The following is a 26,225-nucleotide window of genomic DNA, read 5'->3' as shown; positions in this document are numbered from 1 at the left end:
CGTTAGTTCCTCTCCCTAAATGAATTTGTTTTACTTAAAATCGATCACTTGAGTGACGAGCAGCGATTTCGGATCGTCCACCGTAATGCCCAGCCGTTGGCCCGATGGGCTCCAGCTTAACGGATAGATCGCGTGAGGAGGCGGATCGACCGATGCGTAATAAGGAGCGAGCGGAGACACCTGTCCGGAGCCGGTGTCAAAAATATACACGCCATTCATCCCCGGCTTATTCTCGGAATACACATCAAAGGCCAGCTTAGTGGAATCTGGAGACCACGTTACGTAAGAGATGACGTCGCCTTTGCCAATTAGTGTCCCTTGAAGGCTGCCCGCGGAGTCGTAGATCAACAGCTCACTTCCCTGAAAAACACCCGATTGGGTCACCGTAGATACCGCGATATAGCGGCTGTCCGGGGAAATTTGAAACTCCCAGACATCGCGGATTAAGCTGACCGGCTTCGATTGACCCGGATCAAATACCTTCAAAACGTTATAATTATCGGTATAGTAGATCCTGCCGTGACTGACGCCAAAATGGATAAACACATCGATGTCGGGATCGTCTAACATAAGCAGCGTCACCTTCCCGTCTGCTGCGGAAATTTGCCGGATTTCTCCTCGGCCTTCCATCGAGCCGGCGGCTAAAATGTACGTTTCCTCGTTTAGCCACCCGCCCAGTTCCAGGTAGTTCTCTCCCGGGATGTGCAGGATTTCCCCCGTTTGACGATTCTCTACAAAGTTGTCGGCCGTGTACTTATTCTTCCATTTCTGAATGAAACGGTACCGTCCATCTGGAGACGGGAACTCCTTCACAAGCATGTAGCCGTCCATCTGCTGTCCCTCCTCTCCCGCAGGCTCACGTGTCTGGCCGGTCACCAGGTTCACGATCGAGACCTCATAGGCGTATTGCGGTTCCTCCGTCGCCGTCCCGGATTTGACCAGTCGGGTCTTTTCCACCTTCACCTCGTCCTCCGAAATCCAGGACTGGATGCTCGAATCTTCAATGGCATGCATCCTGACGACGCGGACTTCCCGGCCAGGCGATTGTGGCTGTGCGTCTACAACCGTCAGTTGCCGCTTGGCTTCCGCTGGCTTACCCCCAGTTTGGGCGGGTTGTTGCTGCCCGTTTTGATGCGTCTTAGGGTCAACGACCGTAAGACGTTTCTCATTTGGTTGGCAAGCCGTTACGGTGCCCAACAAGAGCGTTGCTGCCAAAAGTTGAAGGGCAAAGGTGCCCATAGGGTGCTTCATTCCAGGTACCTCCTGCGTTTTTGCCACAGGTGTCGCCGACCTTACCGCTCAACCCCCTTGTTTCGGGGCGGCCCATTCGGTTCTCCCTGTTGACTTCAGTATAGGGAAGACTTTTCACATAAAAATATCCGACTTGTAACGTTCTTGTAACATCGAGTGGAAGTGTAACGGAGGCCGAAACTGCAAAAGTACAGTTCATTTCCCGCTGAGTGCTGAAAAATGGCCATTTAGGTGTAAAAGTGCAGTTCATCAAGGCCCAACCGCCTCTTTACGGCAAAATTGCTCTATGTCAGATGTACTTTTACATTTCATTGGCCCGAAACCAGCGGTTATCCAGGGAATCAAATGTACTTTTGCATTTGAATGCAAAAAAAGCCCCGACTTCTTCAAGTCTGGGCTGAAATGGGCTGGCTTAGCCGCCGCTTCCGGCAGGTTGCGGGCGTTCAAGCGGCAGCTCGATCACAAACGTGGACCCTTCAGGACCGGAAGCCGCCAGCTTCACCGAGCCATGCTGCTTCTCCGCCAAGCTGCGCACCAGCGATAGCCCTAAGCCTGTCCCGCCATGGGCTCTGGACCGGTCGCTGCTGACGGTGTAGAACGGGTCAAAGATGCGAGCCTGCGCCTCCGGTGGAATGCCGATCCCGGTATCTCTCACCTTAATTTGCATCCGGTCGCTGCCATCCACTACCGAGACGGCATCATTGGACAAAAACACTTTTCCTCCGGGCTTATTGTATTTCACGGCGTTATCTAGCAGATTCATTACCATGTGCATCACGTTATCCGCATCGGCCCATACCTTGCCGTCCTGCAGGTCAGTGACGATCTGGATGCCTTGCTGCTCTGCTTTCGCCTGCAGGCGTGAGGCCGCGTCCTCCAGCAAGGACTTCAGGTCCACCAAAGCCGTGTTCGTCTCGAAGTCATAGACGTCCATGGAGGAGAGCTTCAACGCTTTCTCAACCAGCGCATACAATCGCCCCGCCTCCATGCCGATCTGGCGGCACGCCTCGTCAAGCAACACCGGATCATCCCGATACATATTCAACAGGTCCGTATAGGCAAGGATCGAGGTCAGCGGTGTCTTCAGCTCATGGCTGATGTTCCCGATAAACAGCTTCTGTTGCTGCTCCAGCTCCTGCAACCGGGTTACGGCCTCGATCAGTTTGCTTTTCTCATCGGTTAGTTGGGCATGGGTTGTGGCGATTTTTCCGCTCATTTCATAGATTCCCAACGCCAATTCACCCAGCTCATCCTTCCGTCGAACCGTGGGCTCACGAAGGTACTCCCCTTCCCCGATGCGCATGGCGGCGCGGTTGAGCCGCGTAATCACATTGGCCTGTCGCCAGACATAGAGGTAGCCGAGCAGAAATCCCCCAACCAGTACGGCCGCGCCAACCAGCCAGAACAGACGCTGAATTCTTTCGTAAAAAGCGTGCTGTTCTGCAAGGGACACATGAAACTGGACCGTCCCCGCCGGCTGCTGATCCATCGTATAAAGCGGTGCCAGATACAACAGCTGATCGCCTTGCGTGATATACGCGGACTGTCCTTTGGCTGTATAAGCCAGCGCGTCCTGAACGTCCGCCTTGGGCTGGAACGGCAACGAGGTGCCGGCAAGCGAGCCGTCCAGCTTATATAGTGTGACCGGAAGTCCGCTTTCGGCACCTAAATTGACGGCAAGGTCTTGCCCGCTGAGCTCCATAAACGCGTCTGGATCCGGCAAGCCGCTCGTCAACGCTTCTTGGCGGACCCGAAGGTTCGCGGTTTCCGCCTCTGCAGCCAGCATTTGCTCCAAGCGCTGGCGCTGATCCTCGCGGATCCCGGCCAATACCAGCAGGCTAAGTACAGCAATCACCGCAGTTAGCAGGAAAGCCAGCAGCAGCGCGGCTCTCCATTTCAGGCCAAACCGTAAACTCCGCTGTTTCATGATGAAGGCTCCACGCTTTTATAACCGATACCGTAGACGGTTTGAATGCAATCGTTCCACGGGCCCAGCTTCTTACGCAGCCGTTGCACATGCATGTCCACCGTTCGCGTACCGCCCGCGAAATCCATGTCCCACACCTGCTCCAAGAGCGCTTCCCGCGAATACACCCGTCCCGGATGCCCGGCGAGGAGTGCCAGGATATCGAATTCCTTTGGCGTTAAATCGATCAGGGTGTCTCCGGCATGAACCGTCCGATTGAGTAGATGGATCGTGAGTCCCCCCAGCCGTATACGTTCCTGCGCCTCGCCGGAATTGGCCTGGATCGCCCGCGGGCCGCGACGGGTCAGCGCCTTCACCCGAGCGACAAGCTCACGCATATCAAACGGCTTAGTCATGTAATCGTCTGCTCCGAGCTCTAATCCCAGCACTTTATCCACGATGTCGTTTTTGACGGTTAGCAGCAGGATCGCTGGCCGCGACGGCCGCCCCTCCAGCTTGCGGCAAACCTCGTATCCGCTTAGCTTTGGCATCATCACGTCAAGCACCATCACATCCGGTTTGAACATCTCAACCTGGTCCAAAGCTTCTTGCCCGTCCGCTGCCGTCTCCACCGTATACCCTTCCCTCCGAAGCGCGTACGACACAGCTCCAGAAATACTCGCTTCATCATCTACTACAAGCACCTTGGTCATGCTATAACTCCCTTTACATCAAGCTCAAAAAATAATGATAAAACTCCGTATCCCGTTCATACCCGCTCGTTTCATACAATCTTTGGGCCCGGACGTTCGTCATCGCCGTCGACAGCTCCAAGCCTTTCGCGTTCGTCCGCTGAGCGTGGGATTTGGCTGCTTCCAAGAGCAGCTTCGCCGCGCCCTGGTTCCGATATTCCTCCCGCACGTATAAATCGTTTAAAATCCATACTCGTTTCATCGAGATGGAGGAAAAGGACGGATACAGCTGCGTAAACCCAACGGCGGTCCCACTGACCGAATCGATGGCCAGAAAGACGACGGATTCATGCCGGCTTCCCCTTTCCGCCAGAAAACGCCGGGCTCCTTCGAGATCTGAAGCTTGTTCATAAAATTGGCGATACTCGTCAAACAGCCGTGCCAAGGGCTCCAGGTCACCCGACTGTGCTTCACGGACGATTAATGATGAAGATTTCATCGGTTTAGCTCCTTATGTCAAATAATCAACTACTCGATGTTCACACCGCCGGCAACCAACGATAGCTCGTGCAATTCCATCGGAGCCTCGAGCAGCAACCGGAACTCAAACCTACGGGGTTCGGTACCATCAGTAAAATACTTCAACTCAACGCCTCCATCACCGCTTACGTGCTCAATTCCAATAACCGGCGGAGCTGCCACTGCCGCTCCTGCTCGGTCTTTGCTTTGACCGCTTCCGCATTGTCCACAGCATAGGCGAGCGCCTTGGCGGCGTAGGTGGCGCTATGCGCCGCGTGCCCCGCCACATGCGCAGTAGCCGCCGCGTGGCCCGCCGCTCGCGCCGCAGCGCTGGCGGAGGCATGGCCGGCATCATGCGCCGCGTTATGCGCGGCAACTGCTGCTGCGCGGGCCGCGGCCATGCTGACTTCGCCGCGCACCCAAGCGCGTGCCGCTTCGATCGCTTGCCGCGGCCGCAGGTCCTCCGGCCGTGCCGCCTCGAAGCAAGGCAGTACGCGTTCCGCGCATTCCGACGCCCATAACGCCAGCGTTCGCTGGTCCGTCCGCTCCGCTTGGTCTGCGATGGCTCGTTTGATGTTCACATCAACAAACTTCCTGGATTCCAATGTGGATTTTCCCCTTTCCCCGATAAGAAGCTAGTTAGAACAATCCCCAGTAGAAAATAAGAACGAGCGCCAGAATCACAGCGGCTGCTATGGCCAGGTTTTGGATCAAACTTCCGTAGAAGCCTTTGAGGTGAGTATAGATTTCCGTTAAGAGTAAGATCCCGGCAAAGATCGTGACAATCATGCCCAGGCTGCGAATAATAATGAAAATGACTTGGATGAGAAAGAAGCCCGACGTCGGGAATGGAACCAAGCTAAAACCGACGCCGACCAAAAAAGCATATAACAAGCTCTTTTCCTTGTTCAGCTGAAGTCACCTCCTAGCTTCTCGTTCATACCGCACACGTCTATACCTTTTATATATGCTGGCGCCCAGCAGAAAACCCGCCGCGTTCAGAATAAGGAGGTGATCCGGTCAAATAACATTTGATAATACTCGTCCGAATTGGGCGTAAAATCCGCGAGCCGCCACGTGGCCTGTTCTTCTCGCAGTCCTCCATTGTCTTCATCTACGTAAACTCCCTCTGACGACAGTTCATCACGAGTCCCGCAGCGCAGCTCCTGTAGAGCCTGCAAGCTCACCCAATACAGCCCTGTCAACTCTTCGGTCTGGATATGATAATCGAGCAAGGACTGTTCATTTTCGTAGATGAAGACATGGTTGACCTCACGGTCAATCACATCGGGTGAAGGGAAATGCTCTTGAGCTACCTTGCCGAGATACGTCAGGTCCTCAACCGGGATCGCTAACCCAAGCTCCTCCTTCAGTTCACGGATTCCGTCCTTAACGTCTTCTCCGGCTTGGAGATGCCCTGCACAAGACGTATCCAATAACAACGGGAACACATCTTTGTTGGGATGCCGACGTTGAAATAACAAATAAATTTCACCCTGGGCATCCCGTTTCATAATCCAGCAATGAAAGGTTTGGTGCCACAGCCCTTTGGCATGAACCTCTTGTCTTGGAGCTGTACCCAGCTTTTTCATATCCTTCGTGTAGATGTCAAACAATTCGGTTTCGCTCATGTTGTCCTCCAAGTGGGTTCATATCAGCCCATTGTTTTACGCCTGATGCTTCACTCCACCAAGCAATACTTCCTTATATATAACGGTGAGCTCTCGCAAAATGTCCAAGCTCTCTTCCACCCGTCCCGTTTCCAATCCATGGTTAGCCCCGGGGATGGGCACAATTTTCAGTCGGTCTGATGCCTTCAGTCGACTTGCCAATCCGGGAGGAAACACATCATCCTTCGTCCCGTAAACGACAACCGCTTGAGTTTCATGGATATACGGAAGCGTATCGGAAATTGGCGTCAAATAAATATGCCGGATTTCCTCGGCTCTAACTCCCAATCTGCGATGGACTTCACCGGCCACCACCGTCCCCAGGCTTTTGCTGATGAACACGATTTCCTCATAACTGCCAATGACCTGCCGTATCGCCTGTTCACAATCCTGAATCACCTGCGGAATTTCCCGATACTCAAGCTCCTTACGAGCGGCTTGGTAACCGTACTCGAGCGCCAGAATATCATATCCGCACTCCCGGGCTGCAAGCGCGGCATAATGCAGGGTGGGGCGATCGCAAGAGTAGTTTTTGCCGGGAAACAAAACCACCAGCTTTCGATTGGAGTCCGTGACTTGGATATATTTCACGCTAATCTCGGTCTTCCAATAGGAAGGAAACTTCAGAGTGGACGCTTTCATCTTTGATCCTCTCCTCTCGATATTAGAGTAACTCCAGATTACCTATAGCTGAAACCGCTCCTGAATGATTTGAGTCGTCTCCCTTTCGCATAAAATACAACCCGGCTCTCGTATACATTTAGCCGGGTCATGCAGCATATGTTCTATTCGCGGCGGGGCAGCTTCGCATCCAGAAAATTCGTCTGGCAATTGTCCCGCAGCAGTTCCATGTAGATTTCGTCGAAGTAAGTATTGTTCACATAGTAGCTTTGCGATCTGCGGCCAAACTCGCGGAACCCCGCTTTTTCGTAGCATCGGATGGCCGGTTGGTTGAACTCAAAAACGCGCAGCATGATGTTGTTGAGATTCAAGATCTTAAATCCATATTCGCATAGGAGTTGCAGCGCCTCGGTGCCGTATCCTTGCCCCCGCTGCCCCTCATCTCCCAAGAAGATCCCCGCCTCAGCCACCCTGCGGACATGATCGATAGCAAATAACGAACAATTGCCTAGCAACTGATCTCCATCCAGTCGAACAATGGCATAATTTTGACCTTCCTTGGCCAAGTCTTCCAGAAATCTCTGCTCCCGTTGCAACCCGATCACGTCACGGGATGTCCCTAGCCGGACGGAAACGGTAAGATCGTTGATCCAATCAGCATACGTCTCCGCATCCTCTGGATTTACCGGGGACAAGTACAGTCTGGACCCCACCAGCTTCTTAAAATACTTCATCGGTTATCACCCTCTCTCTCGTGCGCTTGGATTCACCTTCGTGCCAGCCACCAGATCGTGGCAAGTCCGGCTTCCCTTAGTGGAAAATAATATCACAAGATAAACGATCATTAAACCGTTCGGCAGGTAAATCCAGCCTGGATGCGCCGGCGTATCCACGCTCCACCAGGGTTCGGGCACCAAGATGATGGTATGGGCCATCTCCCACGGCAACAAGCGTACCGCCGTTCTAGCCAATGCTTGCCCGATTTGGATCGGATCACCTTGGCGATTGGTGACGCACAGGTTAAGCCACTTTTTCCCGAACGTCTGTCCATGACGCAACTCCATCACAATAAAATAACTCCATACCGGCAACGACATCGTAGCCAGCACCCATAGTTCAATTTCAATCCCCTTGTCAAATTCGCTAAAGGGGAAGCCGGAAGCGGCGAAATTCACCAGCCATTGTACTGCGACCAAAACAACTGCCAGCATCGTGAAATCGATCCAATAGGCCAACAACCTCTTCAGAGCGAGTCTCATATCTCACCCGCCGATTCTTTGGGATATACAAGGATGATCATATTCGCTCCAGCCTTAACGCCATATAATCTTCATCAAAATAAGCTCCATCCCATTTTAAAGCTCTTCGCTCGGTTCCATACAGCTGAAACCCAAGAGAGGCGTAAAGCCTTCGAGCCGAATCATTGGTTGAGACCACCGTTAAATTCAGCTGTTCCAGCCCCTCCATCCGCTTGGCACGTGCGATGAGTTCTTCCATCAACGCCAAGCCGATCCCCTTGCCGCGCATCTCCGGGGTAACATACAAACCAAATACGTTTGCTTTGTGCCAGGTTTTGGGAGAACATTCTCGAATCAACGTAACGATACCAACCAAGTTCTCATGCTCGTCGAAAGCGCCCAGTACAAAGCGGTCTTCGTTTGCTTTGATACGCTCCGCCACCATCTCGATCGTAAAGGCCACTTCCCGCTCAAAGGTCGAACCGAAGGCATCCGGATATTCCTGCAATCCTTGCAATCGCAGGCTTTGATAAACTTGCGCATCGCCCTCTTTTAATATTCGCAGATTCATAGCTATCCCCCGTTCCATCTTGAATTGATACCAGAATACCAGAACCCCATCAATTTGAAAAACCTGTAAAAAAGTTGTTGTAAAACAAACCTTTAAATGGTAATCTATGTAATGATAGCGCTATCATAACAAGATCGAAACCGGTTTAGTATGAATTTCGCATTTGGACTGTCAGCCCAATCCATTCAATTTTGAAAGGAGCGATTGTTCATGATGCTAAAACGCGGTAAACCGATTCTCCTCTTCCTGGTGCTTACCCTCCTGGTCGTCTTTATTCCCGTCCCCAACACAACAAGCGCGGCTCCCAACTGGCAGTTGGTCTGGAGCGATGAATTTAACGGTTCCTCGTTAAATCGAGGCGTATGGACCCCCGAAATTGGCACCGGCTATAACGGATGGGGGAACAACGAACTTCAGTATTATACCGACAGGCCGCAAAACGTACAGGTTACAGGCGGCAATCTGGTCATCACCGCTCAGCGAGAAAATTATGAAGGAAGAAACTATACCTCCGCACGAATCAAAACCCAAGGCTTAAAGAGCTTCAAGTACGGCAAGATCGAAGCCCGCATAAAGATTCCTACTGGACAAGGCATATGGCCGGCATTCTGGATGCTGGGCGAAAGCTTCAGAGATGTCGGTTGGCCTTACTGTGGAGAAATCGATATTATGGAACATGTCAACAATGAATCGGTTGTCCACGGAACCGTCCATTGGGACGCCAATGGATATGCCTCTTACGGCCGGGCTTCGGGCAATTTGGATTTCTCGCAATTCCACACGTACTCGATCGAATGGGATCCGAGCTATATCCGCTGGTTCGTTGACGGCGTTCAGTACAACGAGATCTATATCGCCAACGGAACCGGAAATACAGAAGAATTCCAGAAGCCGTTCTTCATTCTGCTGAACCTCGCCGTTGGCGGTAACTGGCCGGGCAGCCCGAACGGCTCGACACCGTTCCCGGCACAAATGCTTGTGGATTATGTTCGCGTCTATCAGGATCAAGGGGGATCCTCTCCCGTGCTTGAGAACGGTGCGGTATACACCATCGCCTCCAAAGTCAGCGGCAAGGTACTGGATGTCACGGATGTCTCCACTGCGGACGGCGCTAAAATTCAGCAATGGACCAACTATTCCGCCAGCAACCAACGTTTCCGTCTGGAATCTACCGGCGACGGCTATTATAAGCTGACCGCCATTCATAGCGGCAAGGTGTTGGACGTGCCTAGTGCAAGCACAGCCGCTGGCGTACAGCTACAGCAATGGACGGATAACGGTACGGACGCGCAGCGGTGGCGGATCGTGGATGCCGGCGGCGGATACTTCAAGCTGATCTCCAAAGCCAGCGGTTTGGTCATGGATGTATCTGGCGCTTCAACAGCGGACGGAGCGGCGGTACAGCAGTGGACCGATAACGGCACAGATGCGCAGAAGTGGATGTTTACGAAGGTAAACTAAGCTAAAACTTCAGAGCAAAGGGGCGGAATTTCACTTTCGCCCCTTTTAGTGTGCTAGCAGGTTGTTATGCCCCCTGTTCAAGGTTGGTCGCTAAATTCGATCGAGGGGTTCCGGCGAATCAGCTCTTGAATGAATCGCTCCTGATCCACCGGCGAAATGACGACGCTGCCCAGGACACCGTTCCGGTAATGGATTTCGATTGCATCCCGCGAGAATAAAAGCCGATATCCCAGCCAGATATTCGGTTGACGCGTGATTCGAGTGATATCGTTATAACGGATTTTCGAACGAAACATCCCGCCTTTAACTAGCAGCAGATCTTCTCTAATCACATAGGAGATATCCAGTGCTAACCAAGCCAGTAATAGGGTGACGAGCGCATCGGGCACGATGATCCCTACAAGCTCCGTTCGTGTTAACGCTTTTGGGTCAAGCAGCAACGGCCAGAGCAGTACGAGATTAGCAACGAAGAGAAAGAATAGCCAAAGGCATACAAATAACGGATCCCGTTTCGTTTTGAATCGCATAGTCAGCCCTCCTGCAATTCACGTTTACGAGTATCGTCGAGATATTGCCGGATGTATCCGGGTGTTATGTGCGTTTTTGTATTATTTTACGATCAGGCCAAGCAGTTTGGCAAAGCCGATCGCTTGCTCCGGGGAAACAGTACAACCTGCCAAAGCATAGGCGGGGATGTCAATGCGTTCGAACGTACAGGTGCTAATATCTATCCCCTTTAGCGAGGTATCGTTAAAATCCGCCTCATTCAGATCCGAGTTCAGCAGCTCAATCTCTTTGAATTTAGCGCCGTAGAAATTCGCATTCTGCAGAGAACAGTCCTGAAATCTCACTTGCTTTAAGGAAGCTTCCACAAAATCGCATAAATTCATCACGCAACGTTCAAACAGCACGGAGCCCGCATTTATTTTGGACAAATTCAACCCCGTCAACTTGCAATCCTTGAAATGCACCCGGTGGATGATGGCTTTCTCCAGCACCGCGTTGGATAAATCGCAATTTTCCAACACGACGTCGGTCATGTCCATTCGCTCAAAAGCGGTACTAACAAAGGAACAACCCCGAAGCCTCACTTTGGATAAAATGCATTTTTCGATATTCCCGTACTCATAGGATGCACCCGCCACCGATGCTCCAACCAGCTCATGGTCCTCATCGTCCAGCACATCCGCCCAACCCGCTTCCGTTAATTCAGCCGTAAGCTGCGGAGGGCTAAATTTCGTTTTTTTACTCGTACTCATCAGGCTTCCTCCCGGTTGACGTCTTCGCGAGCTCATTTACTTCATCGATCAATCTTCGGAGTTCTTGGATGCTTTCGCGGATTCCCTTCGGGTCCGGGCCCAGCTTGGCGTAAACCCCATCCAATCGTTCCTTGTAACGTTCCGGTCGGATTGCAAACGATTGAATGTTGCGCACCGCTACAGAAAATCCACATGGTATCCGCCGATGATCAGCCAACCGCCGCCATTCACCCCGGGCCCCCATTCGCCGATCCCTGTCATCAGGTTGTTGCGGTGCTGATCATCAAGTTCCTTGGCGATTTGATTCAGTCTAGCAATATCTAAGCCGTTCTCGCCATCATAGTACAGACCGATATCAATATCTGAATCGGGACGATAAGTATTCGTCGCCCGCGACCCTCCCAGAACGATGGCTTGAAGACCTTCTGTTCCCTGCAGTTGATTCACGATACGTTCCAATATGAGCTCTATTTCCATGGTAGCCCTCCACTACTCCTTAGAACTGCCCGAGCGATATTCACTTGGCTTCCTCGCCGCTTCTAAAGCTTCGGCCAACCCCTTTACATCCAGCCCATCCACAGCGTAAGCCCGACGCACCAGCTCAGGCGGTACGAACTCATCGTATTTCCCCAGATAAGGGGATTCGGATGCAGCCAGCAATGCCTCAGGATGAGGGATGGAATTCAGTTCCGCCCGAATCGCGGCTAGCAGCTCCTCGGCACCTGCTCTTCCTGACACCACCATATAATAAGGTTCCATCGGAACGACTTGGCGCAAGCCCATCGGGTCCGTCAAATTATGCTTCAGCAGACGTTCCAAGGTTCGGAACTGCTTGCTTCCCGCCCACGGTAAAATAAACAGCGAATCGCCGCCAGCCGGAATGACAGGACTTCTCAGCAGCCCGCTCTCCCGGGCTAACCGGCGCGCCCGTTCCAAACGATTAGCCGCGCCCGGAGCAAGATACGGGTACAAGGTGTGTTCCTCCAACACCTGGCGCATCTTCTGCATGACCCGTGTATGTACATCTCCCCCAGCACCAAGCCAAAGCGTATCCACTTTGCCGCGCGAGGATTTGACGTACACCGCTTTATGCTTGCTGTCCACTTCCTCGACCTTCCACAGCTTCCCGGCGAGCGAGAAGCAATAGCCAGGCGGCGGCACAGTAGTGATACTGCCGATTTCCTCCGAGCCGTTATAGACGACATGCTCCTCGTCATCCTTAAAGACCGCGTAGAAGCGAAAGTTATTTACGATCTTCTCTCCGCCGAGTCCGATGATCAGGGTGCCTTCCTCGGTCTGCTGAATATGGTCGGTTTGCAGCAGGTACTGCAGCATTGCCTTGTACTCCTCCGGCTCAACGCCGCGAAACGCCGGCAATGTCAGCACAGCCCGGGCCAAATCCGCCGGTTCCGCTTCGCCAATGCTCTTGAGCGTGCTCATCGTCTGATGGTACAGCACGCCAACCGGCTTCTTGCGCAGCTCGACCGGTTCCACCCAGCGCTCACGCACATACAGCTCGATGACCGCGATCGCCCGCAGCAACGTCCACGGCATTCGTGCCGGCAATTGGGCGTCCTCATCTTCTTCCTCCGCGCAGAGGAACATCATCTCCGATGCCTGATCACCACGCCGGCCGGAGCGTCCCAACCGCTGCACAAAGCTGGAGCAGCTGTAGGGTGCGCCAAGCTGGATGACCCGCTCCAGCTCGCCCAGGTCGATGCCGAGTTCCAGCGTCACCGTCGCTGCGGCTACCGCCGGTCCCGGGCCGGAGCGCAGCGCGGCCTCGGTCTCCTCGCGCAGCATCGCCGAAATGCTGCCGTGATGAACATGGAACACATCGCGCTCCTCCCGCTTCGCTGCGATCCGGCGAAGCTCCAGCGTAGTCAACTCGGCGTCAGTACGGCTGTTGGTGAAGACGAGCGCTTTTTTGCGATGGGTGTTGTCGTAAATGAAGTTGTAATACTTCTGCTTGGCCAGCTCAAGATGCTCCGCTTCCCGTTCATCGCGGGCATCTGGGAAGGAGAAATGCTCCACCGACAACTTCAGTTTACGTCCGCCCGGCGGCGAGACCACCTCCACCGGCTGCGGCGTCCCCGCCCCCAGCCAACGGGCTGCAATCTCGTAATCACCAAGTGTAGCCGACAAACCGATTCGTCTCGGCTTACAAGAAGCCATCCGCTCCAATCGGGTAAGTTGGCTGATGACCTGAATCCCCCGGTCGGCCCCCATAAAGGCGTGCACCTCGTCGATCATGATATACCGCAGGTCATGGAACAACGCGGGGATTGCATTCGGGCGGTTCATCAGCAGCCCTTCCAGCGACTCGGGGGTAATTTGCAGGACACCGCTGGGGCGCTGCATCAGCTTGGTTTTCTCCGCTTGGGCGACATCCCCGTGCCAATGCCAGACCGGCACTTCCCCATCCCGTAGCAACTCCTTGATCCGCTCAAACTGGTCGTTAATCAATGCCTTTAACGGCCCAATGTATAGAATGCCAACGGATTCCGATGGCCGATGATAAAGCTCTGTCAGCGCAGGGAAAAAGGCGGCTTCCGTCTTCCCCGACGCCGTGCCGGATGCGATCAACAGATGGTGCGGCGTGTCGAACAGCACACGACAGGCTTCCACCTGGGCGTCGCGCAGCGAGTCCCATTTTTTGCGATAGATGTATTCCTGAATAAACGGCGCTAACCGAGAGAAAGGACTAGGCCCGCTCATAACTCAAACTCCGCCAAAAAGTCGTCCAGCTCGTCAGAGCCGCCTTTATCCTTGGCCCCTTGGCTCATCGACGCCGCATATTCCTGTTCCCGTTCACCCATAAGTTCCTCGAACGAAAGCTCCGGTTGCTGGTGCATCAGGTGCAGCACATCCATAAAATCGCGCACGACCTCCCGGGTTGTGAGCAACTCCTCAGCCCCCAGTCGATTTACCGCTGCCTGCATAAATACGATCAGCTGTTCATCGGTCAGTTGCATCGTGTAACCGAAATGGATCGCGTGAATCTCGCGCAGCTTCTGCAACAGGAGCAAAATTTCCTCATGCGACAGCATGTCCAACTTCAGGATTGGCGACGTATATGAACGGCGCGTCCCGCTGCTGTAACGCCCGTCGATCAATCGCGAGCGCAGAGCATCGTAGCTGAACAGCCCCCGCCGCTCGTCTTCCACGAACTGCGGCGTACCGCCCATGAAGATGCCGAGATACTGGGCCTTGCCCTGCATCGTGTCGTTGAACATCGTCAGGATCTTCTCGTAATTGCTTTGGCGGGAAATGCTGTTTGTGATTTTATACAGATTCACGCCCTCATCGATAAACAGAAGCAGCCCCCGATACCCGATGCGCACGGCAAATTCCGCCCACAGCTTCATGTAATCGTACCAGTTATCATCGTCGATAATTACACCAACGCCCAGCTCTTGGCGCGCTTCCGTTTTGGTCGGAACCTCACCGCGCAGCCAGCGTAAGGCTGCGGCTTTCCGATCATCGTCACCAAGCTTGTAGCCTGACCAGTAGGCGGCCAGCACCTTGGCGAAGTCAAACCCGTGCACAAGACTTTGCATCTCATTGGTCACCGCATAAATGCGAAGCTCCACCGCATCATGCAGTTGCGGATCACCGGGACGCAGGCCGGTGGCTTGCATTTGCTCCTGTTGGAGAGCGGCGATCCACTTCTGCAGCATCGTCTCCAGCGCGCCGCCGTCGGGCCGTGTCCGAGTGGAGAGATGCATCATCAACTCCCGGTAGGTTGCCAGCCCTTGACCTTTCGTGCCAACCAGCCGGCGCTCCGGCGACAAATCGGCGTCAGCCACCACAAAATCGCGATCCATCGCATAGTTGCGAATCATTTGGAGCAGGAAGCTCTTCCCGCTTCCGTAACGCCCTGTGATCAAGCGGAAAGCCGCCCCGCCCTCTGCGATATTGTCCATATCCTGCAGGATCGACGCTACCTCCGGTTTACGTCCGACCGCGATATGCTCCAGCCCGACACGCGGCACGACCCCGGCCGTCAAGGAATTGACGAGCGCGGTGGTCAGCCGCTTGGGGATTTGTACCTGTTTCATTCTCGTTCACCTCATCGTTCCAAACTTATCCTATATCCAATCAATGTATCGCTTATCGCTCAGCGTTGACTTGCAAGCCATTCGTTAAGCTCCGCACGGTAGTCTTCGACGACTTCGTCCCCATCGATCAAAAGATCACCAATTCTCTCCATCGCCAGCTCATTGATCTCATCGATCAGCAACTCAGGCATGGAGCCAGCTTGCTCGGCAATCGCTTGGCGCTCCGCAGCATTATAGCCCTGGAGCAGGGCGGCCAGCATCAGCGCCTGCGGAGGGGTCAAGCCGGCGAACAGTTCCTGCCATTCCTCCGGCAGGTTCGCATTCGCCTCGCTTTGGACCTGCTCAGCATCACTTCGTTCCTCAGTCACGGACTGAGAAGCTTGTTTATCCGGTTGCGGGGACTGCGAAGCAATAACCGTCTCCTCTTTACGCCCCCCGATCAAGTCTTCGCGATCGGATCGCGCCGCCGTGGAATCTTCCGATACCTGCTCATATCCCCGTTCAAAATCAAGAGCAGGCTGCAACGGTTCAACTTCAACGAGCTTGCGTCCCAAAGAAGTTACAGCTCGCTCCAGCGGCATTCCCGGTGCTTCCGGCGTAAAGGCCAGCGTCTGCTCCTCGCTGAGCAACATGTCCCGCACTTCATCGGATTCCTGCTGAAGCTTGCGCAATTTGGCGGTGTTAATTTTCACCTTGGGTGCCCGGGCTTTCGCTTCTTCTGCCTTCCGTCGTTCAAATTCCTTGTGCAAATAACGGCGGACCAGCTGCTCGATCTCCGGCCCTACATCGATCCCCCTCAGCTTCCCCTTAACCCCGGTAAACTCCCGCAATAAGTTCTCCGTCAAGCGAACGAGCTGGGTCAGAAATGCGCGTAACGGCGGATGCCCGCTGTAGGGCAAGACAATAACCGTCTTCGTGCGCCCATACATTTCATGATCATATACCGCGCTGCGGAATAGATAGCGGGCGATTTGAGTTTCCGTCGGCTTATACAGCTCCAGAATACGAATGCCTTTGCTTCTAGAGAGATAGCCGTCGACCAGCGAGATGACTTTCGGCACGTAATTCTGCATATCCTTACGCCCTTGCTCCTGGTAAAAACGGCTCTTCTCCACATCATAATCAATCAGCTTAAGCAACAGCTCCCAGCTCAAGTCCAGCGGTTCAGCGGTGAATCTTCTGCGCCATTCCAGCTCCTTCAGCTCCATGGACAAATTGCGGGGCAGCTTTGTCATCGGTTCCGTGGGACGTTCCTCCAGTTGGAACACCAAGGTCAAATCAAATAACCACTCCCGTACGTAAAGATCCAGTTTAGGATAACGCTGCCGGTAACCCTGCCAGACTTGTTCCATTAAGGTATATCCTTCGGCCGGCTCCGACCAGCCGATTCCATGGATCAGCTCGTACAAATAAACGAAGATGTAGGACAGATCAGTATCCGGATAACGTCCGGAACGGACCTCCCCTCGCCAGAACAAATACCATTTCAGCTGCCTTGGCTGCATCTCATCATAGGTCGGCCAATACGTTTGAAAAGGAACAAACTCCGCTGCCCCCTCTACGGCTTCCGCCAATTCCTTCGCCTTCTGGACAAACCGTTGCTCCCGGGAGATATAACGAAAATCCTGCTGCCAATCCGTATTACGCTCCCATAGATCCGGCTCGACAACCCGGCTCACCGGCTCCTTCCGGCCTTCCTCCGGCTTGCTTCCGTCCACCACTTCCAATTCGGCGAAAATTAACCGGTGTTCCGAGCTCGTCTGTTGTTCCCGATTATGATGTAAATGTCGGTTGAAAAAGCTGTGTTTCTCATCCGTACCTTCATTCATCGTTCCTAAACCTCCGTCACGACCATTATACCATCCGACCGAAAATTTGTTCGCCTTTTGAATACTATTTTGCCCTCCCTTATAATGAAAAGCAACTGCAAGTTGCCGGGGAGGGCGAAGGTTTAATGAATAAATGGCTGAAAGCTTGTGTTTTTCTAATTGGAGCGGCCGTTTTAACCCGACTGATTCCGTTCTCGGATTGGTTCCGCATGCTGGACACGATGGTGCATGAGCTGGGCCATGCCCTTGTTACTTTACTTGCGTCCGGGCAAGTGCTTCGCATCGAACTGCACCCGGATCACAGCGGCGTCACCTATTCGGTACTCGCTTCGGGATGGAGCCAATTCGCCGTAGCTTTGGCTGGATATACCTCGGCTTCCCTGTTTGCGGTTGCCATGTTCTTCGGCTATTCCCGTCAACAACAAGCCGCCGGCCTTGTCTTGATCAGTATGCTGGCCTTGATCTCGCTGCTGCTGTTTGTACGCTCAGGCTACGGCCGGGGATGGTTGATTTTGTTTGTGCTGGTGAACGCTGCATTTTTCCTGTGGGGAGGACGCATTCGCAACTTCTATTACCTGCTGCTGTCGTTCCTATGCTTGGAAGAGTCGGTGCTGGGGCCGGTCACGCTGCTGCTAAATTCCATTGTATCGCCCAGCCAGGCGGGAGATGCGACCAATCTGGCCCAGCTGACAGGGGTTGCTCCTCTCGTGTGGTCGCTCATCTTTGTAATGATTTCATTGTTATGCGCCTTGTCCGCGCTGCAGCTGTATTGGAATGACCGCAAACGAAACCGGGAGAAGCGTAGAATGAGTCGAGGTAGCTCAGTGAGCCCGTAAAACATACCCTTATTGATCCTTAATCACCGTACATCTCATGACATAAACCGCCTGATTGTCACGAATTAATGCATCGACATCATCGCTGGACTCCATATGGTCTTTCCCTTTGTTTCTTGCAATTACGCCCAAAACGGCCGTTTCATTTGGGTTCGCAGTAATGGACGTCATGGGATGGGTCATCGCACTATCATAATCTTGCTTGGCGAGTTCCGTTTTCGAGCTAACCACGTTGCCATTTTGCCGGAAAGCAAGCGTCCAGACCTCGTCCCCATTCCCCATTGCAAGCGTCGTTAAATATAATCTGAAGGAATTGTCATGAACCTGATCTATAGAAGATTCCATCCCAAACAAGGAGCCCACTTTTTCCCCATTTTCATAATCATCGATCCAAATATGAACCCGATCGGCTTGAACCTTGCCTAAGTTCACATCAAAGACCAAGGCACGATCTGATCCTGCTGCTTTCAGAATGGCATATTCTTCGTTGTCCATCGGCAAGTTTTCAATCGTGATGCCCTTGATTTCCTGATCTGGCAGGTGGTTCTCTAGGTCAAGCACCTCTGAACGACTCCCTTCACAACCCGTGAGGACCAAAGAAGCAACTAGAACACAAGCCAGGATAAGATATATGTATTTTCTCATCCTACACCTCACAAACTACTGATATTAAATCGATTGCCGTCTGGATCGTAGAAATGAAAGCCGATAAGTCCCTGGGTCAGATAGCCCCCGATTCCAGAGGTTTCGATCCCGCGTTGTTTTAAATATTGGTAATATTTGAACAAGTCCTGGCGCTCCTGAATCCAACATACCGGCTGAACCTGCCCGTCCACTTTGCCGACGAAAGCCTTACCGCTTTTTTGCTCAAGTACCCAAAGCGACTTGGCTTCGGAATGATTCAGCTTCATCTCCATCACCGCGTAGCCGCCCTTCGGATCATGCTGGGTGCATTTCATGCCCAGATACTGGCCGTACCATTGAATAGACTCGTTTAACCGGCTAACGCCTACCCGAATCCAAGAGGGCGCTAAGTCGGCAGAAGGCAACGTCAAATCTTCCTGCAACGTTAACCGGATGCCTTCGGCGGTAGCCCATACATCGAAATACCGGGACTCAGGTCCGGCATATACCGAAGATACTCGTACGCCATCGGTGACAAATGCTCGCCGCAGACGATCCAACTCCCGGGTTCGAAAGCACACCCGAAGGTCGGCATCCACCGTCCCTCGTTCTGCATAGTGATGGGGGAGCCGGGTATCCGTAAGATAAGTTACCAACCAGGTTCCAAGAGGAAGCTGCGTCATTTTACCCTGGGAACAACGTGGATCTACCTTCCAGTTTTCTTGCCGAAGCATCTTCCAACCCAAGTACTTCTCGAACCACTTCACCACTTGATCATGATTATCCCACAGCACATCAATATATTGACCGTCAAAATAAAGCTCGGGGATTTCCTTGCCCGCTGCCATAGGGTGCCTCCTTCATCCATTCATACAGAACTTTTCAATCCTATTATCGCCGAACCTGTCCGCAGGATAAAGGTAAAATTTAGCTTTTGCGCCGCTTCCTTCTGAATCTTTCGTTCATATAATGCGACTGGGACTCACAAACAAGTTTAAAGAATGGCGATTTTGCGGTAAGATGGTATTCGATGTTTCTATGAACTAGGGATTGGAAAGGAACGGTGCAGATGGATCCGCAGCATATCATCGAACAAGCCGAGCACTTTGTGCAAAACGTGCACAGCGGTGACGGGAGCGGCCACGACTGGTGGCATATCCATCGGGTGCGGAAGTTGGCCTTGGCTATCGCCCGTAAGGAGCAGGCAGATTTGTTCGTATGTGAGCTGGCAGCCCTGATGCACGACGTCGCCGACGAGAAGCTGAATCCGTCCAAGGAAGCCGGCTTGCATCGGGTTCGCAGCTGGTTGGAAGCACATATCGAGGATTCATCCGTCATCAACGAAGTCATGGAGATTATATCGACCATGTCATATAATGGCGGCAATAATCCCCCTATGGCAACGCTCAATGGACAAATCGTTCAAGATGCTGACCGACTGGATGCCATCGGCGCGATCGGCATTGCCAGAACATTTGCCTATGGAGGTTCCAGAGGCAGATCGATGCATGAACCGGGGCGGGATTTCTCCGATTTGGATTATCGCAGCCGCGAAAAAACGACGATTTATCATTTCTACGAAAAGCTATTAAAGTTAAAAGATTTGATGAATACCCGGTATGCCCGGAAGCTGGCTGAATCACGGCATGAATTTATGCTGCATTTCTTAGAGCAGTTTTACCGCGAATGGGATGCCGCTGACGAACATCAGGATGAACAAACCACAACAAATTCAGGTGATATGAGTGAGAATCGCATTTTTTGATTCAGGGATTGGCGGCTTGACCGTGTTAACGGAGGCGATGAGGAAGCTGCCGAACGAAGACTTTCTATATTTTGCCGATACGCTTCACGTGCCTTACGGGACGAAGACGCTGCCCGAAGTGAGACGGTACGTCGAGGAATCGGTAAGTCGTATCATGCAGGGCGACATTAAAGCCTTGGTCGTGGCTTGCAATACGGCAACAAGCGCAGCGATTGAGGAACTTCGCCGCACCTACGACATTCCGATTGTTGGCATGGAGCCAGCCGTCAAGCCGGCTGTAAAACGCAGCCAAGCCGCTGGCAAGCGGGTTTTGGTTTTTGCAACCTCGTTGACGTTAAGCCTCTCGAAATACACTGACCTGGTGGCCCGGGTGGACGACCACAAAGTGGTGGATTCGATGCCGCTGCCTGAGTTGGTGCAATACTGCGAACAACTGCAGTTTGATCGGGACGAAATCGAGCGTTACTTCAGCCGCAAGCTTGCGGGCATCGATTTGTCGCAATACAGTACAATTGTGCTGGGATGTACGCATTTTCCTTATTACAAAAGCATCCTGCAGCAAATCCTGCCTCCCCATATTGAGTTGATTGACGGCAGCCATGGTACCGTTGAACGGCTGTGTTCGCTGATTGGCTGTTCGGCCCAACCCGATCAAGAATTCAAGGGGCATATCGAGTTCAAATGCTCCGACGAAAACCCGGCTTATCTGGACAAAATGGCCCGAGCGCTGGATTACCTGCAAACGCAATATTCTGTTCAATAATGCAGGGCAACGTATAAAAAGCCTTGTCCCGGCGATGAAATCGCTTAGGACAGGGCTTTTTTGAGCTGCGCGGACACAGGTTCCATCATTCCATCTCCTCATTGAGCAGAACCATATGGATATGATCTTCCCACCTCCCGTTAATTTGCAGGTATTTTCTTGAGATGCCCTCATTTTGAAAGCCTAACTTCTGAACCACGCGAAGTGAAGCTTGATTCCTCGGCATGATGTTGGCCTCAATCCGATGCAAGCGCAGTTCATGAAACGCGTGGTTGACCACTGCCTCCACTGCTTCTGTCATCAGTCCCTTTCCTTGCTCCTGCTCATCGATTCGATACCCCATATAACAAGACTGGAACGCCCCTCTGACAATATTGCTTAGTGCCACCGAGCCGATGATCCGGCCATCTCTGAACAGCCAAAATTTTCGGAGCAGGCCTCGCTCCATCGTTTCGGCCTCATCCCGCAGGATGTCCTGTTGAGCGGAGTACGTGTAGAAGTCTTCCGTTCTTATAGGTTCCCATTCCTTGAGGAAGTCTTTATTCCGCATAACAAAGGCCAAGACCTGATCCGTATAAGTGTCATCGATGATTTTAAGCGTCAATCGTTTGGTCGTGATTTCATTTTTCATAGATAGCCCTCTCTTTTTCCATAATGCCTTGATTTATAATTCCGATATCTTGGTACTGATGATTTGGTGATCTCCGATTTGCGCTGTCAGTTTAAACCGGGTTCCCTGCTCTTCGGGAAGAAAAAGGTACCAGATTCGAATGCCTGAATCCGCCGTATCCTGAATCGTAGCAGTCAAATCTTCGTTAGTCGTGTAGCTATAGACTTGAATCGTATCGATTTGCGGGTTTTGGATCACGCCAAAGAGAAACGGAAATGGGGAATCTGCATCTGTGCCCTTTGTGGATGAAAAATATTGCTCCGTCCAGAATCTGTCCGGCTCATTTTCAGAGATGCGAGGCACGGTATGCCCTCCGCCCCATCCCCATTTCCAGCCCAGCAACGGCGTTTTTTGAACGTATTCGGCACTGATTGTCTGCACGTTTTGTAGATGACGAAGCAGAAACAACACCCTCCCTCGATCTGTCTCAACCTCGTGTAAGAGTTGTCCATCGTTCATAAATCGAACTTTCTCGACTGCCTCAATGGGTGTAGACGAATAGGAGTTGCTTATGTAGAAGTAGCCAAGCCCAAGTGCAGTTAGGACCAACGCAAAAATAGCAAGTTTTCTCATAGATCCTCCCGGGTGAGATCGTTGGAAATGAATGCTTCCATCATTATACATTCTTATCCCGGCAGACCACTAGCCTTTTGAATCTATTACTATAAAACCCACCTTCATGCGAAGGTGGGTTGTCTTATGCTAAATATGATTAGGATGATGGCAAATCCAACCAAACCCCGGGTGTTTCAGCTGCCTTCAATCCGTACTCGATGATGGTAATCACGGCTACAGTTTCGGCCGGGTCAACTGCGGGCTGACCGGTTTCAAAGAATGTCACCAGGTTCCGGATAAACGGCTCAAAGAAATTGGAGGCCGCCGTGGGTTGCTTAAAGGTTCCGTTCCCGTATTTGATGCCAAGGGTAAACGGGCAATTGTCCCCCAGATGGTGGATTGATGCTTGCCGCCCTTCCCCAAAGTCGATGAGCAGTGCAGGGGAATCCGTCGTCCCGGTGAACATGATGCGCTTGGGAGCGGGCCCCATCAGACGGATGATCGGCTCGATTTGATGAATTGAATAGTTATCGAAAGCGCCAGGCCCCCAGCTGCAAATCGTTTGAATCCCTTCCGGGTCAATCTCCGCATATTCGCTGGCAAAACGGAGCGCCGACGTCGAATACATCGGCGTTCCGTGCTGCGCGGCCAGGTTGAAGAGGCGCACCGCTGTCTCCCGGTCTGGAGCAAACGTCTTATCGATGTAGGTCGGCTTGCCCGACTTGAGTGGAAGCTGCGACAACTCCTCATGATACTCTGGGTTGTCAGGCGATAACACGATCAAGGTATCGCTCCGCTCCACAACGTCTTGAATGGACGGCAACAACTCGATACCGTGCGCTTGACACCATGCTTCGTTTGTAATTCCGTTCTCCTTGTCTTTTTTGCCATAAGCATACGTAACCTTCATGGCACCATCAGAAGCCTGCTCAATCCACCCGGGATATTTGTTGGCATGGAACTGGTCGAGATGCAGGTCGATAAACCCGATTTTTTTCATGAGAGCGCGATTTCCTCCCCTTTGTCGGACGAATCATAAATCGCCTGAATAATGCGAGAGGACAGGATGACGGTGTCAATATGGGAGGGCTGCTTCTCCCCCGTTTGGATGCACTCCAGGAATCCATCGATTTCCTGCTGATACATATTCCCGGAGGTGAACTTTGGCGTTGTTTCGATCAGAGCGCCGTCTTTGGCTGTATAGAAGGTAAAATCCCTGCCGTAGTTCAACCGTATGCCGCCCTTGTCGCCCAGGAAGTCGATAAACATCTCCTCAACTCCGATGTTCTGCGCCCAAGCTCCGTTCAAGGAAATCGTCGGGCCTTCGGTACGGATCAATGCGGTCACGAAGTCATCGACATCATACGTACCGTGATAATCCGGCGGTCCTGCCCACATTTTGAGATACGTATAGTTCTCCATGTCTTTCCCCAGTTTGGAATAGGCTTGACCGGTAACGGTTCTAGGCTTCGGATCGCCCGCACAGTACATGACGATGTCGATAAAATGAACACCCCAGTCGATCAGCGCCCCGCCACCGGCGATCGCTTTCGTCGTAAAAGCGCCGCCTAAACCCGGAATCGATCGGTGGGCGCGGAAGCTGGCGTACACATGATACAACTCGCCAAGCTCGCCGTTTTGGATCATGTTTTTGATGCGATTGACACTTTCGTTGTACCGATTCACGACCCCGATATTCAACACTTTGCCCGTCTCATGCTGGACCTTCTGCATTTCTAAGGCTTCTTCGTAAGTCCGGGCTGCCGGCTTCTCGCAAAGCACATGCTTCCCCGCACGAAGGCAATCAATGGCAATCGTCGCGTGCGAAGCATTAGGCGTACAGATGGATACAGCATCCACCTCCGGATCTTCAACGATCTGCCGGTAATCTGTGATCGCCTGTCCGCATTCGTATTTGGTGACAGCCGCCTCGGCGCGTTCCTTCAGGATGTCACAGAAATACTTGATTTCTACATGCTTGTGGTTCAGGTAAGACGGGATGTGGGCGTGGTTTGCAATCGTGCCGCAGCCAATCACGGCAATGGTGATCTTGTTCATCAGCTTCCCTCCTGCTAACTAGAAATCGTCGGATCAAGATAAGTCTATGATGATTCCTAGCATACCAGATCAGTCGCAAATTGGAATAAGTCAGAAGGCAAAACTACATCAAATTACCATAAAAGGTCACCCGCTTCCCGTACCGTTCTCTGGCCTAACCATCTACAATGAATGCAATCATGGGCAACCTGACGTCAGACGATGAATCTCAGGACAAAAGGAGAATGGAAGCGATGAAACGCGAAATGAAGGCGGATATCGTCATCCTTGGGGGTGGTACCGGAGGAACCGCCGCAGCTCTAGCCGCGGCAGCTTCAGGCAAAACCGTCATCATGACGGAGGAGACGCTTTGGATTGGCGGGCAACTGACCAGTCAGGCCGTTCCGCCGGATGAGCACCCCTGGATTGAGCATTTTGGCTGTACAAGAACTTACCGAAGATTCCGCAATGGCATACGCCAGTACTATCGAGATCATTATCCGTTAACACCGGCGGCGCGTAACCTACCCGAACTCAATCCCGGCGGCGGCATCGTCAGCCGGATTAGTCATGATCCCCGCGTTGGACTGGCTGTGCTTGAGCAGATGCTAGCCCCTTACCTGCACAGCGGAAGGCTGACGATTCTTCACCGTTATCGCCTCCAGCAAGCCGAAACTGAAGGAGATGCCGTCCGCAGTGTGACGGTACGTCATCTCGACACCGGGGATGAACTGGTGCTTGAGGCGCCGTTTTTTCTCGATGCCACCGAACTTGGAGACTTGCTTCCACTTGCAGGAATTGAGTATGTAACCGGGGCCGAATCGAAAGCACAGACCGGCGAGCCTCATGCAATCGATGGAGATCCGGCGCCGCAGGACATCCAGAGCTTCACGTATTGCTTTGCCGTAGACTATGCCGACGGGGAAGAACATCTCATCGACAAGCCTGAGATGTACGAGTTCTGGAGACAATATCAAGCCGACTTCTGGCCGGATCGGCTATTGAGCTTAACCGGCGTGAGGCCAGCTACGAACGAGCCGGTGGAGTATGAGATATTTCCGGGTTACGGAGGCAAGTTCCCGCTGTTTCAATACCGGCAAATCCTGGAGCCGTCCCATTTCGACAGCAGCTTCGGCTTCCGTCCGATCTCCCTGATCAACTGGCCGCAGAACGATTATTGGCTTGGCTCCATTATCGACGTACCAGAGGAAGAAGCCGCACGTCATCTCCATCAGGCTAAGCAGCTCAGCCTGTCGCTGTTGTATTGGCTGCAGACCGAAGCTCCCAGACCGGATGGCGGTCAAGGTTACCCCGGATTGCGCCTGCGCCGCGACGTGGTTGGAACGGAAGACGGGCTGGCGATGGCCCCCTATATCCGAGAGTCGAGACGAATTCAAGCGGAGTTTACGGTGCTGGAGCAGCATGTCGCCACGGCATCCCGACCAGATGGTGCAGCCGAGCAGTTCCCGGATTCCGTAGGAATCGGATGTTACCGCATCGATCTGCATCCGAGCACAGGCAACCGACCGTACATTGATATCTCTTCCTTGCCCTTTCAAATTCCGCTGGGCAGCTTAATCCCGAAACGGGTCAAAAACGTACTGGCCGCCGGCAAAAATATCGGGGTTACCCATATCACCAACGGCTGTTACCGGCTCCATCCCGTGGAATGGAACATCGGCGAAGCCGCGGGAATGTGCGCCAGCTTCTGCTTGGACCGCAACCTCTTCCCAACAGACGTACGCAATCATGATGAAACCTTATCCGACTTTCAACAGCGCCTTCTTAGCCAAGGGGTTGAATTGCAGTGGCCCAAGCTGCGCCCTGTCTAATATTTTTCTAGAAAAAAAGAATGCCAGCCTGCGGATGAAGCCTTCCGCAGACTGGCATTTTTTCA

At 52.7% G+C, this 26,225-nt stretch carries 29 protein-coding genes; 5 read left to right on the top strand and 24 right to left on the bottom strand.

Annotated elements, in window-relative coordinates:
- Positions 1-30: 30 nt before the first annotated feature.
- The 11 genes from PBA01S_RS05755 to PBA01S_RS05705 all read right to left on the bottom strand — a co-directional run bounded on the left by PBA01S_RS05755 (position 31) and on the right by PBA01S_RS05705 (position 8,468).
- On the bottom strand, positions 31-1,251 hold the full coding sequence (locus PBA01S_RS05755) for a WD40 repeat domain-containing protein (RefSeq protein ID WP_028537843.1): 1,221 nt from the start codon (positions 1,249-1,251) through the stop codon (positions 31-33).
- Positions 1,252-1,663: 412 nt separating this feature from the next.
- Entirely contained in the window at positions 1,664-3,178 is a 1,515-nt protein-coding gene (locus tag PBA01S_RS05750; protein WP_028537844.1) for a sensor histidine kinase, read from the bottom strand.
- The gene (locus PBA01S_RS05745; protein ID WP_028537845.1) at positions 3,175-3,870 is read right to left on the bottom strand and encodes a response regulator transcription factor; all 696 of its coding nucleotides are present in this window, start codon (positions 3,868-3,870) and stop codon (positions 3,175-3,177) included. The genes PBA01S_RS05750 and PBA01S_RS05745 overlap by 4 nt, the downstream gene beginning before the upstream one ends.
- A gap of 13 nt (positions 3,871-3,883) precedes the next feature.
- Positions 3,884-4,348 (bottom strand): GNAT family N-acetyltransferase, encoded by a 465-nt coding sequence (locus PBA01S_RS05740; protein ID WP_028537846.1) that lies wholly within the window; start codon positions 4,346-4,348, stop codon positions 3,884-3,886.
- A 166-nt stretch (positions 4,349-4,514) separates the two neighbouring features.
- A complete protein-coding gene (locus PBA01S_RS05735) occupies positions 4,515-4,973 on the bottom strand; it encodes a putative immunity protein (protein ID WP_051416821.1) in 459 nt (152 codons plus the stop codon).
- A gap of 34 nt (positions 4,974-5,007) precedes the next feature.
- Complete coding sequence (locus PBA01S_RS05730) at positions 5,008-5,262, bottom strand: hypothetical protein (RefSeq protein WP_028537848.1); 255 nt, start codon at positions 5,260-5,262, stop codon at positions 5,008-5,010.
- A gap of 104 nt (positions 5,263-5,366) precedes the next feature.
- Positions 5,367-5,999, bottom strand: a complete 633-nt coding sequence (locus PBA01S_RS05725; protein WP_028537849.1) for an NUDIX hydrolase — start codon at positions 5,997-5,999, stop codon at positions 5,367-5,369.
- 36 nt (positions 6,000-6,035) lie between these two features.
- Positions 6,036-6,680, bottom strand: a complete 645-nt coding sequence (locus PBA01S_RS05720) for an alpha/beta hydrolase (RefSeq protein ID WP_028537850.1) — start codon at positions 6,678-6,680, stop codon at positions 6,036-6,038.
- 143 nt (positions 6,681-6,823) lie between these two features.
- Positions 6,824-7,393, bottom strand: coding sequence for a GNAT family N-acetyltransferase (locus PBA01S_RS05715; RefSeq protein ID WP_028537851.1), 570 nt, complete (start codon positions 7,391-7,393; stop codon positions 6,824-6,826).
- A 6-nt stretch (positions 7,394-7,399) separates the two neighbouring features.
- Positions 7,400-7,918 (bottom strand): RDD family protein, encoded by a 519-nt coding sequence (locus tag PBA01S_RS05710; protein ID WP_028537852.1) that lies wholly within the window; start codon positions 7,916-7,918, stop codon positions 7,400-7,402.
- Between the two features lie 37 nt (positions 7,919-7,955).
- On the bottom strand, positions 7,956-8,468 hold the full coding sequence (locus PBA01S_RS05705) for a GNAT family N-acetyltransferase (RefSeq protein WP_028537853.1): 513 nt from the start codon (positions 8,466-8,468) through the stop codon (positions 7,956-7,958).
- A 213-nt stretch (positions 8,469-8,681) separates the two neighbouring features.
- On the opposite strand from PBA01S_RS05705, the gene PBA01S_RS05700 reads away from it, so the two are divergent.
- Positions 8,682-9,929 carry an RICIN domain-containing protein gene (locus tag PBA01S_RS05700; RefSeq protein WP_028537854.1) on the top strand — a complete coding sequence of 416 codons (1,248 nt, stop codon included), beginning with the start codon at positions 8,682-8,684 and terminating at the stop codon, positions 9,927-9,929.
- A 77-nt stretch (positions 9,930-10,006) separates the two neighbouring features.
- Here the strand turns inward: PBA01S_RS05700 and PBA01S_RS05695 are convergent, their stop codons facing one another.
- The 7 genes from PBA01S_RS05695 to PBA01S_RS05665 all read right to left on the bottom strand — a co-directional run bounded on the left by PBA01S_RS05695 (position 10,007) and on the right by PBA01S_RS05665 (position 17,078).
- Entirely contained in the window at positions 10,007-10,456 is a 450-nt protein-coding gene (locus PBA01S_RS05695) for a PH domain-containing protein (RefSeq protein ID WP_028537855.1), read from the bottom strand.
- Positions 10,457-10,537: 81 nt separating this feature from the next.
- Positions 10,538-11,188: a pentapeptide repeat-containing protein gene (locus PBA01S_RS05690; protein WP_028537856.1), complete on the bottom strand. Its 651-nt coding sequence runs from the start codon at positions 11,186-11,188 to the stop codon at positions 10,538-10,540.
- Positions 11,175-11,363, bottom strand: coding sequence for a hypothetical protein (locus tag PBA01S_RS05685; RefSeq protein ID WP_028537857.1), 189 nt, complete (start codon positions 11,361-11,363; stop codon positions 11,175-11,177). The genes PBA01S_RS05690 and PBA01S_RS05685 overlap by 14 nt, the downstream gene beginning before the upstream one ends.
- Before the next feature lie 2 nt (positions 11,364-11,365).
- Positions 11,366-11,665, bottom strand: a complete 300-nt coding sequence (locus PBA01S_RS05680; RefSeq protein ID WP_028537858.1) for a nucleotidyltransferase domain-containing protein — start codon at positions 11,663-11,665, stop codon at positions 11,366-11,368.
- A gap of 12 nt (positions 11,666-11,677) precedes the next feature.
- Positions 11,678-13,906 (bottom strand): DEAD/DEAH box helicase, encoded by a 2,229-nt coding sequence (locus PBA01S_RS05675; protein ID WP_028537859.1) that lies wholly within the window; start codon positions 13,904-13,906, stop codon positions 11,678-11,680.
- Positions 13,903-15,249 (bottom strand): ATP-binding protein, encoded by a 1,347-nt coding sequence (locus PBA01S_RS05670; RefSeq protein ID WP_028537860.1) that lies wholly within the window; start codon positions 15,247-15,249, stop codon positions 13,903-13,905. The genes PBA01S_RS05675 and PBA01S_RS05670 overlap by 4 nt, the downstream gene beginning before the upstream one ends.
- A gap of 59 nt (positions 15,250-15,308) precedes the next feature.
- Positions 15,309-17,078, bottom strand: coding sequence for a TerB N-terminal domain-containing protein (locus tag PBA01S_RS05665; protein WP_028537861.1), 1,770 nt, complete (start codon positions 17,076-17,078; stop codon positions 15,309-15,311).
- A gap of 125 nt (positions 17,079-17,203) precedes the next feature.
- On the opposite strand from PBA01S_RS05665, the gene PBA01S_RS05660 reads away from it, so the two are divergent.
- The gene (locus PBA01S_RS05660; RefSeq protein ID WP_028537862.1) at positions 17,204-17,914 is read left to right on the top strand and encodes a M50 family metallopeptidase; all 711 of its coding nucleotides are present in this window, start codon (positions 17,204-17,206) and stop codon (positions 17,912-17,914) included.
- A gap of 9 nt (positions 17,915-17,923) precedes the next feature.
- On the opposite strand, the gene PBA01S_RS05655 is transcribed toward PBA01S_RS05660, so the two are convergent.
- Positions 17,924-18,559: a YgaN family protein gene (locus PBA01S_RS05655; RefSeq protein ID WP_127575528.1), complete on the bottom strand. Its 636-nt coding sequence runs from the start codon at positions 18,557-18,559 to the stop codon at positions 17,924-17,926.
- 8 nt (positions 18,560-18,567) lie between these two features.
- Positions 18,568-19,386 carry a VOC family protein gene (locus PBA01S_RS05650; protein WP_028537864.1) on the bottom strand — a complete coding sequence of 273 codons (819 nt, stop codon included), beginning with the start codon at positions 19,384-19,386 and terminating at the stop codon, positions 18,568-18,570.
- A gap of 221 nt (positions 19,387-19,607) precedes the next feature.
- Between PBA01S_RS05650 and PBA01S_RS05645 the strand changes: the two genes are divergently transcribed.
- Together PBA01S_RS05645 and murI are read left to right on the top strand one after the other, a co-directional pair.
- Positions 19,608-20,303 carry an HD domain-containing protein gene (locus PBA01S_RS05645; RefSeq protein ID WP_036699295.1) on the top strand — a complete coding sequence of 232 codons (696 nt, stop codon included), beginning with the start codon at positions 19,608-19,610 and terminating at the stop codon, positions 20,301-20,303.
- Positions 20,284-21,066, top strand: a complete 783-nt coding sequence (gene murI / locus PBA01S_RS05640; RefSeq protein ID WP_028537865.1) for a glutamate racemase — start codon at positions 20,284-20,286, stop codon at positions 21,064-21,066. Before PBA01S_RS05645 ends, murI begins: the two co-directional genes overlap by 20 nt.
- Positions 21,067-21,151: 85 nt before the next feature.
- Here the strand turns inward: murI and PBA01S_RS05635 are convergent, their stop codons facing one another.
- The 4 genes from PBA01S_RS05635 to PBA01S_RS05620 all read right to left on the bottom strand — a co-directional run bounded on the left by PBA01S_RS05635 (position 21,152) and on the right by PBA01S_RS05620 (position 24,349).
- Positions 21,152-21,697 (bottom strand): GNAT family N-acetyltransferase, encoded by a 546-nt coding sequence (locus tag PBA01S_RS05635; protein ID WP_028537866.1) that lies wholly within the window; start codon positions 21,695-21,697, stop codon positions 21,152-21,154.
- 33 nt (positions 21,698-21,730) lie between these two features.
- On the bottom strand, positions 21,731-22,309 hold the full coding sequence (locus tag PBA01S_RS05630; protein ID WP_028537867.1) for a hypothetical protein: 579 nt from the start codon (positions 22,307-22,309) through the stop codon (positions 21,731-21,733).
- Between the two features lie 139 nt (positions 22,310-22,448).
- Complete coding sequence (locus PBA01S_RS05625; RefSeq protein ID WP_028537868.1) at positions 22,449-23,291, bottom strand: Gfo/Idh/MocA family oxidoreductase; 843 nt, start codon at positions 23,289-23,291, stop codon at positions 22,449-22,451.
- Positions 23,288-24,349 carry a Gfo/Idh/MocA family protein gene (locus PBA01S_RS05620; RefSeq protein WP_028537869.1) on the bottom strand — a complete coding sequence of 354 codons (1,062 nt, stop codon included), beginning with the start codon at positions 24,347-24,349 and terminating at the stop codon, positions 23,288-23,290. Before PBA01S_RS05620 ends, PBA01S_RS05625 begins: the two co-directional genes overlap by 4 nt.
- 233 nt (positions 24,350-24,582) lie before the next feature.
- On the opposite strand from PBA01S_RS05620, the gene PBA01S_RS05615 reads away from it, so the two are divergent.
- A complete protein-coding gene (locus tag PBA01S_RS05615) occupies positions 24,583-26,160 on the top strand; it encodes an FAD-dependent oxidoreductase (RefSeq protein ID WP_028537870.1) in 1,578 nt (525 codons plus the stop codon).
- The last annotated feature ends 65 nt before the right edge of the window (positions 26,161-26,225 follow it).

Source organism: Paenibacillus barengoltzii NBRC 101215 (assembly GCF_004000745.1).
Classification (GTDB): Bacteria; Bacillota; Bacilli; order Paenibacillales; family Paenibacillaceae; genus Fontibacillus; species Fontibacillus barengoltzii.
The sequence above is the reverse complement of the archived record's forward strand: the minus strand, read 5'-3'. Positions and strand labels throughout refer to the sequence as shown.